The organism is Gilliamella sp. W8136 (genome assembly GCF_016101285.1).
In the GTDB taxonomy this organism is placed as follows: domain Bacteria; phylum Pseudomonadota; class Gammaproteobacteria; order Enterobacterales; family Orbaceae; genus Gilliamella; species Gilliamella apicola_N.
Map to the genome: position 1 here is coordinate 1 of NZ_JACFQU010000019.1, position 17,867 is coordinate 17,867.

The window sequence follows — 17,867 nt, forward strand, 5'->3', positions numbered from 1 at the left end:
AAATTTTTTGACCATGATATTTGTCTCCTATGATTTTTGTTTATATCATAGAGGCGACTTTTGTCCACTTTTTTGGCGAGGATCAAGTTACTCCATAAAGGGTAAAGTATACTTTTTAAACCAAAATCCAATAGAAACTACAAATCACGATCATCATTTACATGTTCAATATTATGATATGAAGAAAGTTAAGGAAATCAAAGAATGAAACAGTTAATTTATATGATTATTATCTGTTTTATTGTGTTTGTAAACGTTAATAAAGCAATTGCAAATACTATAAAAAATGAAATCTTAATAACCAACTCGTTTACTGGTGAAAAATTAATATCAAGTAAAGAATTTGTACAATCTGTAAATAGAACTTGTGAAGATGATGACACATGTACTCTTTCGAAGATAAAAAAAAGTTATTATCAGCAATTTCGTGACCTAAACAATGATGAAATAACTATATCGAAACTTAAGAATAATATTGAATTAAAATTAAAAAAAGAAGAAACTCAAAACGAATTTTTAATAACTATCGAATTAATCTCATATAAAAATAATAAAAAAGTGGATTCTATAATATGTTATGAATACAAAAATAATCCAAATGATAGTTTGGCCGTAGAAAAACTGTATTATCTAGAAGATTATAATTTATGGACACTGTATTTTATTTATGATTTAGAATCCACAACAACTGGAAGTTGGATTAAATATAAAATTAATCCCGAAACAGGAAAATTTGGGTTAGATAATAAATAACTTACCAATTGGTTTTATTAAATTTTTACTTTACATGTAAAGCATGTATGTAAAAATACATATTAATTGAGTTTAGTTAGCAAAATATACCTAATCTATGATTTACGATGAAAGAACCATTATGAAATTAAAAAAAATCTTTTTAAAAATTATTACGGTGTTATTTTTATCAATAAACATTGTCTATGCAACCGAACCACCCGAAACATGGTATTTTTATAAAGTTTCGAAAAATACAGCTTTAGATTATGAATCAGATTCTGAAAGAGAGCGTTTAATAGATAAATATTCAGAAACTAAACTAATCTTAATTGATGGCGATTTAACAGTAGATAAAATTTGTACCATGCCACATGAGACAACGACTGATATTGAAACACCTTTATCATATTGGAAATCTCCCGAACTAACAGACAAGTATAAAAAAATTTTTATAGAAGAAAAAATCCCACTAGAAAACCAAATAGAAGTAACAAGAAATAACTATGAAAATGAAAATTATCCCTGTTTTAAAGAGGAATTTACAGACTTAATAAAAACAGGTAATTTTATGGTTTTCATGACTAAATCAGGATATTTACTCATTTTTTCAGAAAACTTAGAAAAAGATCTCTCTCAATCAAATGACAAATCATTTTCAAAAGAGTTGACACAACTACCGATTATTGACACTCCTTTAAATGATTATGATTTGTATGAATTAGATAAGGAAGACTCATTAAAAGAAATACCTGTCCATTATAAAAAGTATTTGGATATTCCTTCGTACGAGGGAGAAGATATATTAGCAGCGAAATTACCTTCAATTTCTTCAAATATTAATCCATATATTATTAGTTATGTTATGGATAGTGGAGAAAGGGATTCGTATTTATATTTATTTTCAGACAATGATAAAGTGTCAGATAAACTATTAATTTTTAGTTATATAACCACGACAAGGGGCGGGCCTGGAGGATACGGGCTTCCTGTTGGTTATCGTTATTTTAACATAGATAAAAACTATTCAATTGAACGTCGGCAACGTTTTGAAGATGAAACTATTGAAATCCAACATTATCAAGTAAACCAAAATGGGAAATTTAAAGAAATTCCTGTGACATCGGAATGTTATAATCAATTTCCGCCTAAAGATAAAAATAAGCACTCCTCAAAAAGTCTTTTATTATCAAACTTTCAAGCCAATAACTATTTACGCTCTTATCTTGAGGATAAAAATGATTTCTATGATATGACTATGACACTAAATATTGAAGAAAATATTTTTTGTCTCAATTATCAACAGTCTTTTCCAATAACTCTGAATAAAATCAATGCTAAAAAGTTTTTCAATAATGAAAATTTATACCAACAACAGGTTGAAAATTTTAAGAAAGTAGGTATTGATATAAGTAATGAGTTGGAATATATCACTTTCCAAAATATTGAAAATACCCGATTAACTAATTTTTTATTGAATGGCAATCAGGCGATTTATATGGACAATAAACTCTTTTTTGTCGGTGAAAATTACTTTGCTTTCTTTTGGCAACCAAAAGATGAAGAATTATTTTATGAATAGGTTAAATTTTAAGATACGATGATAGTCATTATCCATCTAGAATTGAACAGTAAGGGTGTTGATATTAAGTATAAATGGATAGGAAAAATAAATTAGAAATAATGCGGAGCTTTGATGGAGGAGTGGTGTCTTACCTTTTTGAGTATCAAAAAATGGAAATAATATTGTCGCAACTTTGCAAGTTAATGAATAAAATCTTGATACCCTTATTGTTTGTTTTTATTAATAACCAATCATTTGCAAACACTCATTCTTATTGCAATCTGAATTTGGTTGTTAGTTACAATATTGAAGAATGTGCAAATTTTTTTGAAGAAAAAATATCATCACTTTCGTTAGAACAAAAACAGTCTTTTCAAAAGGATTTTGAGAAAATAAAAAAGGATTACCCTTACCCTGAGTTTTTTATTCCTTTATTACGTAATTATCCAACTCCTGAAGTTTTGTTTACTGACCTTCAATTGAGTGAGGAAGATGATAAAAGAAAGGAATATATTAAAACGAAAATTTCTTTTGATGATGTTGAGTCTTTAGTATTTAATAAATATATAAGAATTTTTCAAATATATAAAATTATTATTATCATGTTAGAGAAAAAGAGCAATCTAACATTAAGTGAACAAAATATGCTGCAAGTAAGTAAGCAACGCAGTCAATGTTTAGGTGATATTTTAGATGATTTAAGTAACAACCCTGAAAAATCAATTGAAGAAAAAGTTATTATAGATAAATGTTATAAATAATGATTCAAAAAAATCATTAATTATTTAATTGTATTAATGATAATTGTTTATAAATTTAACTGTAAGTGAACCTATAAATATATTACAAAATGTGGTTTTATAATCAAAATAGATCATTTTACTAAAAGGTATGCTGTAACAAAATTCGAATTGAAAAGATTGATGTTCTTAGCAAGGATTAATTATAAAAGTAATGATATTTGAACAAAAAACCGATATCAAACTTTTTAGATCTGTTTATTTTAAAACTTTAGACATTAAATAACGTTATGCAGTTAATGGTATACAATAAAAAAATAGATGCTAATGTGTTTACAAAAATTAGTATAACCCGCTTAATAAAATGATTTTGTCAAAAAGTTTCAGGTTAACTATACGTTTAAGTAAAAAATGGGTTAAACGAATAATTGAATATCGAAAAAGTATTATACCAGCCTATAATCTGAACCTATCTGCAACTTATCCTCAGTTGGTATATAATAATTATCATAAATTAATAGTAGAGATGACTTTTGATATCTGATAAAAATATACCAGCACAAAATAAACTGTTAATACAACAATTTTTAGATGCACTATGGCTAGAACGCAATTTAGCAGAAAATACTGTTGCATCTTATAAACTTGATTTAATAGCATTAAGTCAATCACTGCAACAACAAGATGTAACGTTATTGACCGCACAAACGGATAATTTACAGAATTTTTTAATGCAGAGAGTTCAAGATGGTTATAAAGCCAGCAGCTCTGCACGTTTACTCAGTGCAACTAAACGATTTTTTCAGTATCTTTATCAAGAAAATTATCGTACTGATGATCCTTCTGCAGTTTTATCATCACCTAAATTACCCAAAAAACTGCCTAAAGATTTAACCGAATCACAAGTTGATGCTTTGCTTGAATCACCTAGTATTGAAGATCCTATTGAGCTTCGCGACAAAGCCATGCTAGAAGTTCTTTACGCCACAGGTTTACGTGTTTCTGAATTGGTTAATTTAGAAATAAGTGATGTTAGTTTACGTCAAGGTGTCGTTCGAATCATCGGTAAAGGTAACAAAGAACGTCTAGTGCCACTTGGTGAAGAAGCGATTTATTGGTTAGAATATTATTTTAAATATGCTCGAAATGATCTTTTGAAAAATGGTGCAATTGATGTACTTTTTCCAAGCAGATTAGGAAAAAAAATGACCAGACAGACTTTCTGGCATAGAATCAAATATTATGCCATACTAACCGGCATTAATATTGAGGCTCTTTCCCCCCATGTACTTCGACATGCTTTTGCAACCCATTTGCTTAATCATGGCGCGGATTTACGCGTGGTACAAATGCTACTCGGTCATAGTAGCTTATCAACCACTCAAATTTACACACATGTAGCAACGGAAAGGTTAAAGCAGTTACACAGCAAACATCATCCTCGAGCGTAGTTCTCAACAAAATAAGGATAATTAAATGAAGAAAATAGTTTTAAGTATAGGTTTGGCATTAATCTCAACTTCAGTACTAGCAGCTAATACAGATATTACAAAAAGCTTAAACCGATTAGGTTATGAATCCAAAGATATAAAAATTGAGAATAGTCCAGTAAATGGATTTAAAACCGTGATTACGCCTGATGGTATTTTTTATGTTTCTGATGATGGTAAATACTTAACTCAAGGACCTATTTTTGATGTACAAGGTGATGAACCACAAAATATAGCCAATAGCAACAATGTTAAATTAATTAAATCTATTGAGAAAGATGCTATTGTCTATAAAGCTAACAATGAAAAATATGTTATTTCAGTATTTACCGATTATACTTGTCATTATTGTAAGTTATTGCATGAAAATATTAATAAATATTTAGATGCGGGTATTTCAGTGCACTATTTTGCTTTTCCTCGTGCTGGTGCAGATAGCGAAGTTGGGAAAAACATGCAATCAATCTGGAGTGTAGCAGATCGTAAAGCTGCTTTTGAAAATGCTTACAAAGATAATCCTATCTCTCCGGCAAGCAGTATGATACCTTATGTAACCCAACAATTTAACGTTGGCAAACAAATTGGTATTACTGGCACACCTGCCATTGTTTTAGCTGATGGTCAACTTGTTTCTGGCTATGTTCCTGCTGATAAATTACTGACTATTTTAAATAAAAAATCGGTTAAGTAATATTTAACTAATCATTTTTAATCATTAATTAAAACGAATATAAAGACATATGTTAGCGTTTTGACGCTAACATTTATAATATGAATAAAACCAAAATATTACATCGAAAATTACCTGAAATTTTTCCTGAGTTATCACAAGATATTCCGCGATTATTGCAACGAATATACGCATTGCGTGGTATTAGATCCATGCATGAACTTGATTATACTACGCAAAATTTATGCAATTTTGATAAATTGGATGGGACACAAAATGCTGTTGAAATTCTTTATTCGGCAATGAAAGAGAATAAACGCATTGTCGTTGTCGGTGATTTCGATACCGATGGGGCAACAAGTACGGCATTAATGGTCACAGCACTTAGAAAAATGGGCTGTCAATTTGTTGATTATATTATTCCAGATCGCTTTGAAGATGGCTATGGATTAAGTATAAGCGTAGTAAAAAAAGCTATTTCACAACACACGGATTTAATTATCACTGTTGATAATGGTATTGCTGCTGTTGAAGCGGTCGAGTATGCAAAGCAAGCTAATTTAATGGTGATTATTACTGATCATCATTTATGTCCTGAACAGTTACCCAATGCTGATGCCATAATCAATCCTAATTTACCTGATTGTGCTTTTCCATCTAAACATTTGGCTGGCGTCGGGGTAGCCTTTTATTTTATGCTGGCACTAAGGGCAAAATTACGTAAGGAAGATTGGTATACAAAGAGAAATTTAACGCCATACAATGTTACTAATTTACTGGATTTAGTGGCGTTAGGTACTATTGCTGATGTAGTAAAACTTGATCACAATAATCGAATATTAGTCCATCAAGGCATAAGCCGAATTCGATCAGGCTATTGTTGTGAAGGAATAAAAGCTTTATTGCAAATTGCTAAAAAAGAGCAGTCTTCTTTCACTGCAACCGATCTCGCTTTTTATGTGGCCCCCCGATTAAATGCTGCAGGTAGAATGGATAATATGTCTTTAGGTGTTGAATTATTACTTTGTGATGATTTTGATACTGCTTTAGAACAAGCCAAAAATCTTGATATGCTCAATAATGATCGCAAGTTGATTGAGCAAACTATGCATAAAGAAGCATTATCATTTATTCAAAAAATTGAAAATCAAGCAACAGCTATTCCTGACATACTTATTGTTTATCATCCTGAATGGCATCAAGGTATTATTGGTATTTTATCTGCCCGATTAAAAGATAAGTATTATCGACCCGTTATCTCATTTGCTTCAACATCAGACGGTTTTTTAAAAGGATCGGGAAGATCAATTGCAGGAATACATTTCCGTGATTTATTAGATGAATTTGATCAGAAATACCCTAATTTAATTGTAAGTTTTGGTGGTCATGCAATGGCGGTAGGTTTAACCATTCGTGAAGAAGATTTTGAACAATTTAAAAATTGTTTTGAAGAGTTAATCAATACAAAATTAATTAAGACATCACTAGAACCAATTATTGAAACAGATGGTGAAATTGATGGTAAAGATTTTAATTATGCGATCGCAAAACATATAAAAGAAGCAGGACCTTGGGGAGAAGGGTTTGCTGAGCCTATTTTTGATGGAGAATTTATCATTCATCAACAGCGCTTATTTGCAGAAAAACATCTTAGATTGGTTTTGGAACCCCAAAAAGGGGGACCGGTGATTGAAGGGATATTATTTAATGCTAATTTGCAACAATGGCCAGATCAATCATTAAAAAATGTCAAAATCGTTTATCATCTGATGGTAGATGAATTTCGAGGTAATCAAATGGCAAAATTATTGATTCGATATTTATGGCCTATCGCATAAGCCATAAAAATCGACTATAATTATCTGGACATTTCGGAATTACATCCAATTGCCAATCAAAACGACAGTGATAACAAAACAGATATTATTATCAGTACATTTTATTAAAAAGTTAAGGACTAAAAATGCATATTCATATTCTAGGAATTTGTGGCACATTTATGACAGGAATTGCATTAATAGCCCGTTCGCAGGGTCATCACGTAACGGGTTCAGACAAAAATGTTTACCCGCCGATGAGTACACTCTTACAAAAAGAGCATATTGATATTATTGAAGGATATGATCCCTCACAACTGACTCCTACCCCTGATCTGGTGATCATTGGTAATGCGTTATCAAGAGGTAACCCTTGTGTTGAATATGTGCTTGATAATAATATTCCTTATATTTCAGCCCCTCAATGGTTACATGACAATGTCTTACGCGATCGTTGGGTTATCGCGGTTGCAGGTACACATGGTAAAACAACCACTGCTGGAATGGTCAATTGGATTTTAGAAAAACAAGGTTATAAGCAAGGTTTTGTTATTGGTGGTGTACCTGGTAATTTTGATGTATCGGCAAGATTAGGCGAAGGTAACTTTTTTGTTATTGAAGCTGACGAATACGATTGTTCATTTTTTGACAAGCGCTCAAAATTCATGCATTACTGCCCTAAGACATTAATCATGAATAATTTAGAATTTGATCATGCTGATATTTTTGATGATCTTGCTGCAATCCAAAAGCAGTTTCACCACTTAGTTCGTTTAGTACCAAGTAAAGGACTTATCATCACGCCACAAGATGATGTTAATTTAAAACAAGTACTAGCTAAAGGTTGCTGGAGCGAACAAAGCTTTACGGAATCTGAAACAGGTTGGTTAGCACAACGTATTAACAGTGATGCCAGCCATTTTGCGGTTTACTACAATAGCGAAAAAGTAGGCGAAGTTAAGTATTCTTTAGTCGGTGAATATAACATGCATAATGCGTTGATGGCTATTGCTGCAGCTCATAATGTTGGTATTAAGCCGACGGATGCTTGTGCAGCACTCGGTTCATTTATCAACGCCAAAAGACGGTTAGAACTTTATGGTGAAGTTAATAATATAGAAATATATGACGATTTTGCCCATCATCCAACTGCAATTTTGGCAACACTTGAAGCATTACGTAGTAAAATTGGCGCTAATCGCCGAATTTTAGCTGTTCTTGAACCTCGTTCAAATACAATGAAGCTTGGAGTATCAAAAGATGAGTTGGCGCCATCACTTGGTCGTGCTGATGAAGTTTTCCTATTCCAACCTGAACAATTACCATGGTTAGTAGCGGATGTTGTGGATGGTTGTATTCAGCCTGCATATTGGTCTGGCGATATCGATTTACTTGTCGAAATGATAACAAAATCGGCTAAACCGACTGATGCCATTTTAATTATGAGTAATGGCGGTTTTAGCGGAATACATAATAAAATCTTAGAAAGCCTAAAAAAACAACAGTTAAAAAAGCAAATGAATGAACAATCATTAATCTAATCATTGATTAATTTACCTGTATGATTTTGCCACTTAATGTGGCATCTCATTTACAGAAAGAGGCAGTATCATGCAATACTTAGTTACCTCGTCTGAAATGAAGCATTACGATGCTTATACCTCAAATGAAATTGGTTTACCCTCTCTAGTACTCATGGAACGCGCGGCACTAGCCGTTGTGAACCAACTCAATAACTATAATTTAAATAAAGTAGCTGTAGTATGTGGATACGGTAACAATGGTGGTGATGGTATTGCTGTTGCTCGCCTACTTAAATTACAACATATTGATGTGGATGTTTATTTAATTGGTAAGCCAGAAAATGCTTCCGATGAAACATTACAGCAACTTAAAATAGCCCAGCATTATAATATTACCTTTGTAACATCACCCATTGATTCGTTTGCCAAATATACAACTATTGTTGATGCCATTTTTGGTATAGGACTTAATCGTATTGTCACTGGCGACTTTCTTCATACGGTTGAATTGATTAATCAAAGTAATGCTGAAGTGCTTGCTGTTGATATTCCCTCAGGACTTTGTAGCAATACAGGTAAAATTCTTGGTATTGCAGTCAAGGCCAAACAAACGGTAACGTTTGCCTATTCAAAAATTGGTTTATCACTTTATCCTGGAGCTGAATTAGCTGGTGAAGTCACGATTGCAGATATTGGTATCTATGCAAATACCCCAGCAAGTCATTATACTTATCAATCTAATGAGTTGAGTCAATTACTGCCATGCCGTTCAAATAATAGCCATAAGGGTAGCTATGGTAAAGTATTGATTATTGCTGGTTCAGAAAATATGTCCGGAGCGGCGTTCTTTTCGGCTAAAGCCGCTTATAAAACCGGTGCAGGGTTAGTACGTATTTACACACCAATATGCAATCGTGATATTTTATTGACACAACTACCTGAAGTATTACTTACGCCATATATTCCCAATAAAATTGATATAAAAAAACTCGAAGAATTAATAAATTGGGCTTCAGTCATTGTGATTGGACCAGGAATGGGCGTATCCGATGATACTCATAAAATCCTAGCGCACGTATTGCAATACGCTACAATTCCTATAATTATTGATGCTGATGGACTTAATACCTTGGCTACCAATTTAAAATTACTTCAACAAGCTCAGTCAACGGTTATTGTCACGCCACATCTGGGCGAAATGTCTAGGTTAGTCAATCTACCGATTGAAAATATTAAATCTAATCTCATCACAACAGCTAAAAAATTTGCACAAGACTTTGACGTAATCTGTGTTCTAAAAGATGCAAAAACCATTGTCGCAATACCTGAACACGCCACTTATATTAACCAATCCGGAAATAATGGTATGTCTACCGGGGGGACGGGCGATGTTTTAACGGGAATAATAGCAGGACTTATCGCTCAACATTTATCGCCGACAAAAGCAGCCCCAGTAAGTGTTTACTTACATGGATTAGCCGGTGATGCTGCTTTAAAAAGACATAATAAATATAGTTTATTAGCCAGTGATATCATTGAAAGTTTAAATGATATATTACATGTTTAGCTATAAAAATAACCTTAAATTTTAGTTTACCCAGTAAGGATTATTCATGAATGAAATTAACGACATGATAAAATTGTTATGTCGCCGAATAAAAATGGCTAGAATCGAAAAAAATTTATCGCAACAAGAACTTGCCGACAAATCTCAAATTGGTATAGCAACAATAAAACGTATTGAGCAAGGCGAATCAATCACATTACAAACATTAATTTCAGTTCTTAAAGGATTAGGCGAACTCGATCAGCTTAATAACTTACTTGCCTACAACGAAGTCATTCACAAAACCTCAGCAGACCAACCAAAGCGGAAAAGAAAAAAACGAACAACAAACAAAGAAAAAGTTGACGTACTTGTTGAAAATGATTTTTTACGTTCTAAAGTGAATACCATGCGCTGGAAATACTAAAAAAATTCAAAAAATAAAACGCTAAAACTAAGGATATAACGTAATTTTTATCTTCGCCAATTATAAAAAAGGCGAAGATAAAAAATGAGCTCTTAACTACAATGTACCGTAATTGCTAATCCACCTCGAGATGTTTCTCGATATTTAGCATTCATATCTTTACCCGTTTCATACATTGTTTTAATCACTTTATCTAAAGTTACTTTTGCTGCCGTTATTCGTCTCAACGCCATTCTTGTAGCATTGATAGCTTTCACCGCTGCAATAGCATTACGCTCAATACATGGCACTTGCACTTGCCCTGCAACCGGATCGCAAGTCAAACCTAAATTATGTTCCATCGCAATTTCGGCAGCCATACAAACTTGCTCGGGATTTCCGCCTAAAAGCTCAGCTAATCCTGCCGCAGCCATTGAGCAAGCTACACCTACCTCACCTTGGCAACCAACTTCCGCACCCGAAATAGAAGCATTCATTTGATAAAGTTGACCAATTGCACCACAAGTTAAAAAGAAGCGAATATAGATATCAGGCGTAACTGGGTTAATAAATTTATCATAATAACCCAATACCGCTGGAATAATACCGCAAGCACCATTAGTTGGAGCCGTAACCACACGCCCCCCTGCTGCGTTTTCTTCACTCACAGCAAGTGCAAACATATTAACCCAATCAATGATCACCATTGGATCACTAATGATCTGATCTTTGGTTGTAGATAGCTGTCGATAAAGAGAAAAAGCTCGGCGTGGCACTTTAAGTGGCCCAGGTAATAAACCTTCTGTATTCATACCTCGTTTGATACATTCTAAAATAGTTTGCCCTACGCGTGAAAAGTAATCTTCAATTTCTTCATACGAATGAAATTGCAGCTCATTTTTCATCATAATACTGGAAATTGATAATGAATTATCTTCACAATGTTTCAATAATTGTGCAGCAGAAGAAAAACGATAAGGTAGTTTTACTGATTCGGTTTTTTGCTTTGCAAATTGTTCTTCTTCTACAATTTTACCGCCCCCTACTGAATAATAGGTTTTCTGAAACAAGAGCGTTTCACCACTATAGGCACTCAACGTCATACCATTTTCATGGAGAGGTAAAAATTTAGAATGAAACACCATACAACTAGCAAGAGGAAAATCGATTTCGTAGCGATTATCATAAATCGGTAAACGATGTGTCTGACTGATTTTTTCGATAAAAGATGGAATATTATCAATATTCACCATATCAGGTTTTTCGCCAGCAAGTCCCATAATGATAGCGATATCCGTTTGGTGACCTTTACCCGTTAGCGATAAAGAGCCATAGACATCAGCCACAATTTTGGTTACCGATGACATCATGTTATTACTAATCAGTTGATCAACAAATGCCTTCCCGGCTCTCATAGGGCCAACCGTATGTGAACTTGAAGGACCAATACCAATTTTAAATATTTCAAATACCGAACTCATATTTTTCCCTTTTTGATACTTACGCAACTGTGTTGCGTAAGTTTAAATCTTCATAAATTTACTATTGCAACGAAATGGGCAAGGAGCAAATTTACTATTAAAACTATTTTGCCTATTAAAGAATACGAGCCATCGGCTAATGCCGATGGTTTTGTTCATAAAAAATCAAATCAACTACGATAAATAATGGGATCTTTTAAACTAAATTATAAATAGCGGCTGAAATCGCAATAAATCCCATAATCACAATAAACCCATTACTGAGTTTGCCACGATATTGTGCTAATGCGGGTAATTTATGAATTGCATACATTGGCATTATAAACAATAGTACTGCAAGAATTGGGCCACCTAGTGATTCAATTAAACCTAAAATACTTGGATTGAGCGTTGCAATGCCCCATGCTGTTAAAAACATAAATGTTACAGCAAGTTTTTCAAGTTTCTTTTCAGATAGTGTTTTATTACGACTACGTAAAGCTTTATTCACGATACCATTAAATCCTTCTTTCGCACCTAAATAGTGCCCCAAAAACGATTTAGCCATAGCAATAAATGCAATTGGTGGACCAATATACTCAATAACTGGCGAATTAAAACGATTCGCTAAATAAGATAACGTTGAAAGATTTTGCGCTTTTGCTTCTAAAAGTTCTGCAGGCGATAAACAAAGTGCACAACTGAACACAAAAAACATCACCGTTGCAACCATCATAATATTACTTGCTGCAATAATTTTAGTACATTTTGATTCGGCATAATTTTCACCGTATTCTTTACGTTTAGCAACAGCTAAAGAAGAAATGATTGGCGAATGATTAAAAGCAAAAACCATAACAGGAATAACCAACCAAAGTGTCATTAAAATACCGTGTCCACTGTAACCATTGCTGCTAAAAGAAATATTATTAAAAATTTCGCCATTCCATTCAGGAATTAAAAATAATGCCAAAATCATTAATACCGCGATGAAAGGAAACACCAGAATGGACATAACTTTTACAATAAGCTCTTCACCAAAATGGACAATCGACATTAAAAAAGCGACCAAAATAAATGATAACAAAGCTCTTGGTAGTGACGCCATACCCAGTTGGTGCACCATAAAACTATCGACAGTATTAGTAATACCTACACTATATACTAATAAAATGGGGTAAATAGCAAAAAAATAAAGTACCGTTATCCAATTTCCTGCCGTGCGACCAAACGCTTCTTCAACTACGACAGTGATATCCCCGTCTCTACTTTTGCCTGACAATACAAAACGGCACAAAGCACGGTGAGCAAAAAAGGTCATAGGAAAAGCGAGAATTAACATCACTAATAATGGAATCAAACCACCTACACCTGCATTAATTGGTAAAAATAATACCCCTGCACCAATTGCAGTACCATAAAGGCTCAACATCCATAAAGTATCGCTTTTACGCCATTTAGATAACGCAGCATCCTCTTTAGAAGTTGTTATACCCTCGTTAATGGTTAATTGGCCCATATTGAACTACTCCTTTGTCTAAAATTTTGCGCGTATGATATCAATTTAATCTCCTTATCAACGTGATCTACGTCACACAAATACTAAAAAACTTAATATAATCAATATGATATATTCTTGAAAAAATATCTATTTTGATACTTATTGTGTCCAAAAAAATTAAAGTATCAGTTTTAATACTAAATTTTTATAAAACTGCCTGCAATTTCACAATACCCCCCAATTTATAATGCATGATTCTTTTGAATTAGATTTGGCATTTATCGCAAGTAACTTGCTTTGTTTGATACTGTTTTGATGGTCTTATTATCTATTTCACATCAAAAATAACGATAAAATTACTTTAGTGTTGCGCTGGGTACTGCTAAACTAGCAAGCATTTTTAGTATATTTATAAGTAAATTATTTTTCGGGATAAATTCATGCGAACCAGTAAATATCTTCTTTCTACGTTAAAAGAAACGCCAGCTGATGCTGAAGTAATTAGTCATCAATTAATGTTACGTGCCGGTATGATCCGAAAAGTTGCGGCCGGTTTATATACTTGGTTGCCAACTGGTTATCGTGTACTTAAAAAAGTTGAAAACATTGTCCGAGAAGAGATGAATAAAGCGGGAGCAATTGAGGTATTAATGCCTGTTGTTCAACCTGCCGATATTTGGCAAGAAAGTGGACGTTGGGAACAATATGGTCCAGAACTATTACGTATTAAAGACCGAGGTAATCGTGACTTTGTATTAGGACCAACGCATGAGGAAGTAATTACCGACTTACTACGCAATGAAGTGAGTTCATATAAACAATTGCCGTTGAATGTTTATCAAATTCAAACCAAATTTCGTGATGAAGTTCGCCCGCGATTTGGGGTAATGCGTTCACGTGAGTTTATTATGAAAGATGCTTATTCATTCCATACTTCACAAGCATCATTACAAGAAACTTATGATGACATGTACAAAGCTTATAGTGCCGTGTTTACTCGTGCTGGCTTAAACTTTAGAGCCGTACGCGCCGATACAGGATCTATTGGAGGTAATTGGTCACACGAATTCCAAGTTTTAGCTGATAGTGGTGAGGATGATATTGTCTTTTCAACTGAATCGGATTATGCAGCCAATATCGAAATGGCACAAGCATTAGCGCCAACTCAAAACCGTGCAGCACCGACTAAAACAATGGAAATTGTTGATACACCAAACGCCAAAACCATTGATGAATTAGTTCAACAATTCAATTTACCAATTGAAAAAACCGTTAAAACATTAATGGTAAAAGCGACTAAAGAAAGTGGTCATCAATTAGTTGCATTATTGGTACGTGGTGATCATACTCTAAATGAAATCAAAGCTGAAAAAATTGACATTGTTGCTTCACCACTAGAATTTGCAACTGACGAAGAAATTCGCGCTATTGTCAATGCAGGCCCTGGTTCATTAGGTCCAATCAACCTTAATATGCCAATCATTATTGACCGAGATGTCGCAGTAATGAGTGATTTTAGTGCGGGTGCCAATATTGATCATAAACATTACTTTAATATCAATTGGGAACGAGACGTTACCCTACCGCGCATTGAAGATATTCGTAATGTGGTTGAAGGTGACATTAGTCCAGACGGTAAAGGCACATTGCAAATTAAACGTGGCATTGAAGTTGGGCATATTTTCCAACTTGGAACTAAGTATTCAGAAGCGATGAAAGCAACCGTTCAAGGTGAGGATGGACAAAACCACGTTATGATTATGGGTTGTTATGGCATTGGCGTAAGTCGTATTGTAGCTGCAGCGATTGAACAATGTCACGATGAGCGTGGAATTGTATGGCCAGAAGCCATCGCGCCATTTAGTGTTGTCATTATTCCTATGAACATGCATAAATCTGAAAAAGTACAAGCAACGGCAGAAAAACTTTATGCGGATTTACAAGCAACAGGTATTGATGTGTTGTTTGACGATCGTAAAGAGCGACCAGGTGTGATGTTTGCAGATGCTGAGTTAATTGGGATCCCGCATACTATTGTTATTGGTGAACGAAATCTGGATAATGGCGAAGTGGAATATAAACATCGTTGTGGTGGTGATAAAGAGATGGTGAAAATTGAAAACATCATTGAATTTATCCAAAACCGTCGTCAATTGGCTTAAAAATTAATAAATTGTATCTATTTATGCTATACACAACACAACAATTAAGATCTTGTTATGATTTTATCAAAGTAAAATTAGCAAATTCATTAATGCTGTGTTGTGTCTGCTTGATGATAATAGGCTGTCAATCTAATATGAAACCGAGTGATAATTTACCCGATAATTTTTATAAAATATCCGATGATCTTTCACGATCAGAACAGCCAACCAGAAAACAGATACAATATCTTGAAAAGTTAGGCTTTAAAACCATAATTAACTTACGTTTACTGCATAGTGATCGCGATAAATTAGAAAATACGGATCTTTCTGAAGTTTGGATCAAAATACGAGCAGGAAATATTTCTGACGAAAAAATAATTGAGATACTAAAAGCCATTAATCAATCGCCCAAACCAATATTAATTCATTGTTGGCATGGTAGTGATCGCACGGGTGTTGCTGTAGCTATGTATCGTATAGTCTTCCAAAATTGGTCAAAATCTCAAGCTATTAATGAATTAATGAAACCTGAATTTGGTCATCACTATAATGTTTACCCTAATATTGTCAAATACATCGAAAATGTTGATATCGAAAAAATTCGAGCCGCAGTATTCCAATAATTTATTATTTTTTATCATTAACCCCTGATATACCTAACAGTTGATGAGCAATTCAAAGTGAAATTGTCCTTTTTTTCGGCTAAAATAGTAATCAGTTAATATTCTTATCTCTATAGGTTGAAACAATGTTAAAAAAAGTAGTCGCATTGGTACTATCTACATCGTTATTATTACAAAATGCCCCATTAGTTTATGCCGATAACATCAACCTTCCTGATATAGGTACTGCTGCTGCTTCAACATTAAGTATAGGGCAAGAGATGGAGATGGGTGATTATTATATGCGGCTATTACGCGCTGATGCCCCTATCATTAATGATCCTGTTTTAAATCAATATATCAATGATTTAGGTAAAAGATTAGTTTTAAAATCGGAATCAGTACAAACACCTTTTCACTTTTATATTATGAAAAGCAATGTACTTAATGCATTTGCTTTTTTTGGCGGTAATGTGGTTATTCACTCTAGATTAATATTGGATACCAATAATGAAAGCCAACTAGCCTCTGTCATGGCTCACGAGATTGGTCATGTTACTCAACGCCATTTAGCTAGGGCAATAGAAAACCAAAATCGCAACAGCCCTTATGTCTGGGGTGCCACATTAGGTTCTTTATTATTAGCATTAGCCAATCCAGAAGCTGGGATGATGGTAATGACAGGTGCTATGGCGGGTTCAACGCAAAGCATGATTAGTTTTACACAAAGTAATGAACAAGAAGCCGATCGTGTTGGTCTAAGAACACTTGCTAAAGCAGGATTTGATCCATATGCTTCATCGGAGTTTTTGCAAAAGTTAGCTGATGAAACTCGTTTTAGTAGTAAGCCGCCAGAAATTTTACTTACTCACCCATTACCCAATAGCCGTTTATCCGATATTCGAAATCGTTCAATGCAATATTCTAAAAAAGATATTGCCCCATCACTCAATTATTATTTAGCTAAAGCAAGATTAGCTATTTTAATGAGTAATAATATCAATACAGGCAAATTGTTACTCGAAGATTACAAAAAACTCAATAATGAACAAAGCAAAATTGCCATCGTTTATGGTTATGCACTAGCCGATTACCGAAGTGGCAATTATCAAAGAGCAAAACAACAACTGCAACCATTATTAGATAATGATCCTAATAACATTTGGTACATAGATTTAATGACGGATATTGATTTAAGTACAAATAACAATAATGCTGCAATTAATCGATTGCAAACGGCAATAAAAAAATCACCAAATAGCTCCGCATTACAACTCAATTTGGCTAATGCTTATGTGAAAAATAAAAATTATCAACAAGCCATAAGTCTACTTCATCGATATACTTTTGATCACAATGATGATACTAATGGTTGGGAGTTACTGATTTTAGCTTATGGGGGATCGCATTCAAGAGCGAAAGAGATGAGTGCTCAAGCAGAATTGATTGCACTCGAAGGTCAATTTCCACGAGCAATCCAAATATTACAAAATGCTAAAAACCAAACGAAAGGTGATCAAATCATGATTTCGAGGATTGAGGCCAGAATTAAACAGTTACAACAGCTACAACAACGTTACGCAAAATACAGTAAAAGATAAACGCTAAATAGCCTTATTATCTCTCATTTTATGTTATTAAACACATTATTTGAGAGATAATAAAAAAT

At 33.6% G+C, this 17,867-nt stretch carries 14 protein-coding genes and 1 pseudogene; 13 read left to right on the forward strand and 2 right to left on the reverse strand.

The features are described from left to right. The 10 genes and pseudogenes from H3T96_RS14785 to H3T96_RS12630 form a co-directional block, all read left to right on the forward strand. A pseudogene (locus tag H3T96_RS14785) lies at window positions 1–208 on the forward strand (hypothetical protein); the annotation flags it as partial. Next, on the forward strand, window positions 205–753 hold the full coding sequence (locus H3T96_RS12590) for a hypothetical protein (RefSeq protein ID WP_144093283.1): 549 nt from the start codon (window positions 205–207) through the stop codon (window positions 751–753). The pseudogene H3T96_RS14785 and the gene H3T96_RS12590, both read left to right, overlap by 4 nt. Before the next feature lie 121 nt (window positions 754–874). Continuing rightward, window positions 875–2,314 (forward strand): hypothetical protein, encoded by a 1,440-nt coding sequence (locus tag H3T96_RS12595; RefSeq protein ID WP_144093281.1) that lies wholly within the window; start codon window positions 875–877, stop codon window positions 2,312–2,314. Between the two features lie 74 nt (window positions 2,315–2,388). Further along, entirely contained in the window at window positions 2,389–3,057 is a 669-nt protein-coding gene (locus tag H3T96_RS12600) for a hypothetical protein (RefSeq protein WP_144093279.1), read from the forward strand. A gap of 530 nt (window positions 3,058–3,587) precedes the next feature. After that, window positions 3,588–4,487, forward strand: coding sequence for a site-specific tyrosine recombinase XerD (xerD, locus tag H3T96_RS12605; protein WP_086326915.1), 900 nt, complete (start codon window positions 3,588–3,590; stop codon window positions 4,485–4,487). 25 nt (window positions 4,488–4,512) lie between these two features. Beyond that, window positions 4,513–5,217, forward strand: a complete 705-nt coding sequence (gene dsbC / locus H3T96_RS12610) for a bifunctional protein-disulfide isomerase/oxidoreductase DsbC (protein ID WP_086326910.1) — start codon at window positions 4,513–4,515, stop codon at window positions 5,215–5,217. Window positions 5,218–5,297: 80 nt separating this feature from the next. Continuing rightward, window positions 5,298–7,034, forward strand: a complete 1,737-nt coding sequence (gene recJ / locus H3T96_RS12615) for a single-stranded-DNA-specific exonuclease RecJ (RefSeq protein ID WP_144093278.1) — start codon at window positions 5,298–5,300, stop codon at window positions 7,032–7,034. A gap of 125 nt (window positions 7,035–7,159) precedes the next feature. Next, entirely contained in the window at window positions 7,160–8,554 is a 1,395-nt protein-coding gene (mpl, locus tag H3T96_RS12620; RefSeq protein WP_086326912.1) for a UDP-N-acetylmuramate:L-alanyl-gamma-D-glutamyl-meso-diaminopimelate ligase, read from the forward strand. Window positions 8,555–8,624: 70 nt separating this feature from the next. Then, window positions 8,625–10,103 (forward strand): NAD(P)H-hydrate dehydratase, encoded by a 1,479-nt coding sequence (locus H3T96_RS12625; protein ID WP_144093276.1) that lies wholly within the window; start codon window positions 8,625–8,627, stop codon window positions 10,101–10,103. Window positions 10,104–10,149: 46 nt separating this feature from the next. Further along, a complete protein-coding gene (locus H3T96_RS12630; RefSeq protein ID WP_065738408.1) occupies window positions 10,150–10,509 on the forward strand; it encodes a helix-turn-helix domain-containing protein in 360 nt (119 codons plus the stop codon). A 92-nt stretch (window positions 10,510–10,601) separates the two neighbouring features. Here the strand turns inward: H3T96_RS12630 and H3T96_RS12635 are convergent, their stop codons facing one another. Then, complete coding sequence (locus tag H3T96_RS12635; RefSeq protein ID WP_086326229.1) at window positions 10,602–11,969, reverse strand: L-serine ammonia-lyase; 1,368 nt, start codon at window positions 11,967–11,969, stop codon at window positions 10,602–10,604. A gap of 196 nt (window positions 11,970–12,165) precedes the next feature. Next, window positions 12,166–13,467: a serine/threonine transporter gene (locus H3T96_RS12640; RefSeq protein WP_144093274.1), complete on the reverse strand. Its 1,302-nt coding sequence runs from the start codon at window positions 13,465–13,467 to the stop codon at window positions 12,166–12,168. 422 nt (window positions 13,468–13,889) lie between these two features. Here H3T96_RS12640 and proS point away from each other — a divergent pair, with 422 nt between their 5' ends. The 3 genes from proS (at window position 13,890) to H3T96_RS12655 (ending at window position 17,799) form a co-directional block, all read left to right on the forward strand. Then, complete coding sequence (gene proS / locus H3T96_RS12645) at window positions 13,890–15,611, forward strand: proline--tRNA ligase (RefSeq protein WP_144093272.1); 1,722 nt, start codon at window positions 13,890–13,892, stop codon at window positions 15,609–15,611. A gap of 137 nt (window positions 15,612–15,748) precedes the next feature. After that, window positions 15,749–16,219: a tyrosine-protein phosphatase gene (locus H3T96_RS12650; RefSeq protein ID WP_172398422.1), complete on the forward strand. Its 471-nt coding sequence runs from the start codon at window positions 15,749–15,751 to the stop codon at window positions 16,217–16,219. 125 nt (window positions 16,220–16,344) lie between these two features. Then, window positions 16,345–17,799: a M48 family metalloprotease gene (locus H3T96_RS12655; RefSeq protein ID WP_144093270.1), complete on the forward strand. Its 1,455-nt coding sequence runs from the start codon at window positions 16,345–16,347 to the stop codon at window positions 17,797–17,799. The last annotated feature ends 68 nt before the right edge of the window (window positions 17,800–17,867 follow it).

Bases quoted from the DNA above. Each gene is read 5' to 3' on its own strand.
- H3T96_RS12595 (WP_144093281.1), top strand. From the start codon at position 875: ATGAAATTAAAAAAAATCTTTTTAAAAATTATTACGGTGTTATTTTTA.
- H3T96_RS12625 (WP_144093276.1), top strand. From the start codon at position 8,625: ATGCAATACTTAGTTACCTCGTCTGAAATGAAGCATTACGATGCTTAT.
- H3T96_RS12635 (WP_086326229.1), bottom strand. From the start codon at position 11,969: ATGAGTTCGGTATTTGAAATATTTAAAATTGGTATTGGTCCTTCAAGT.
- dsbC (WP_086326910.1), top strand. From the start codon at position 4,513: ATGAAGAAAATAGTTTTAAGTATAGGTTTGGCATTAATCTCAACTTCA.
- H3T96_RS12650 (WP_172398422.1), top strand. From the start codon at position 15,749: ATGAAACCGAGTGATAATTTACCCGATAATTTTTATAAAATATCCGAT.
- proS (WP_144093272.1), top strand. From the start codon at position 13,890: ATGCGAACCAGTAAATATCTTCTTTCTACGTTAAAAGAAACGCCAGCT.
- H3T96_RS12630 (WP_065738408.1), top strand. From the start codon at position 10,150: ATGAATGAAATTAACGACATGATAAAATTGTTATGTCGCCGAATAAAA.
- H3T96_RS12655 (WP_144093270.1), top strand. From the start codon at position 16,345: ATGTTAAAAAAAGTAGTCGCATTGGTACTATCTACATCGTTATTATTA.
- mpl (WP_086326912.1), top strand. From the start codon at position 7,160: ATGCATATTCATATTCTAGGAATTTGTGGCACATTTATGACAGGAATT.
- H3T96_RS12600 (WP_144093279.1), top strand. From the start codon at position 2,389: ATGGATAGGAAAAATAAATTAGAAATAATGCGGAGCTTTGATGGAGGA.
- H3T96_RS12590 (WP_144093283.1), top strand. From the start codon at position 205: ATGAAACAGTTAATTTATATGATTATTATCTGTTTTATTGTGTTTGTA.
- H3T96_RS12640 (WP_144093274.1), bottom strand. From the start codon at position 13,467: ATGGGCCAATTAACCATTAACGAGGGTATAACAACTTCTAAAGAGGAT.
- recJ (WP_144093278.1), top strand. From the start codon at position 5,298: ATGAATAAAACCAAAATATTACATCGAAAATTACCTGAAATTTTTCCT.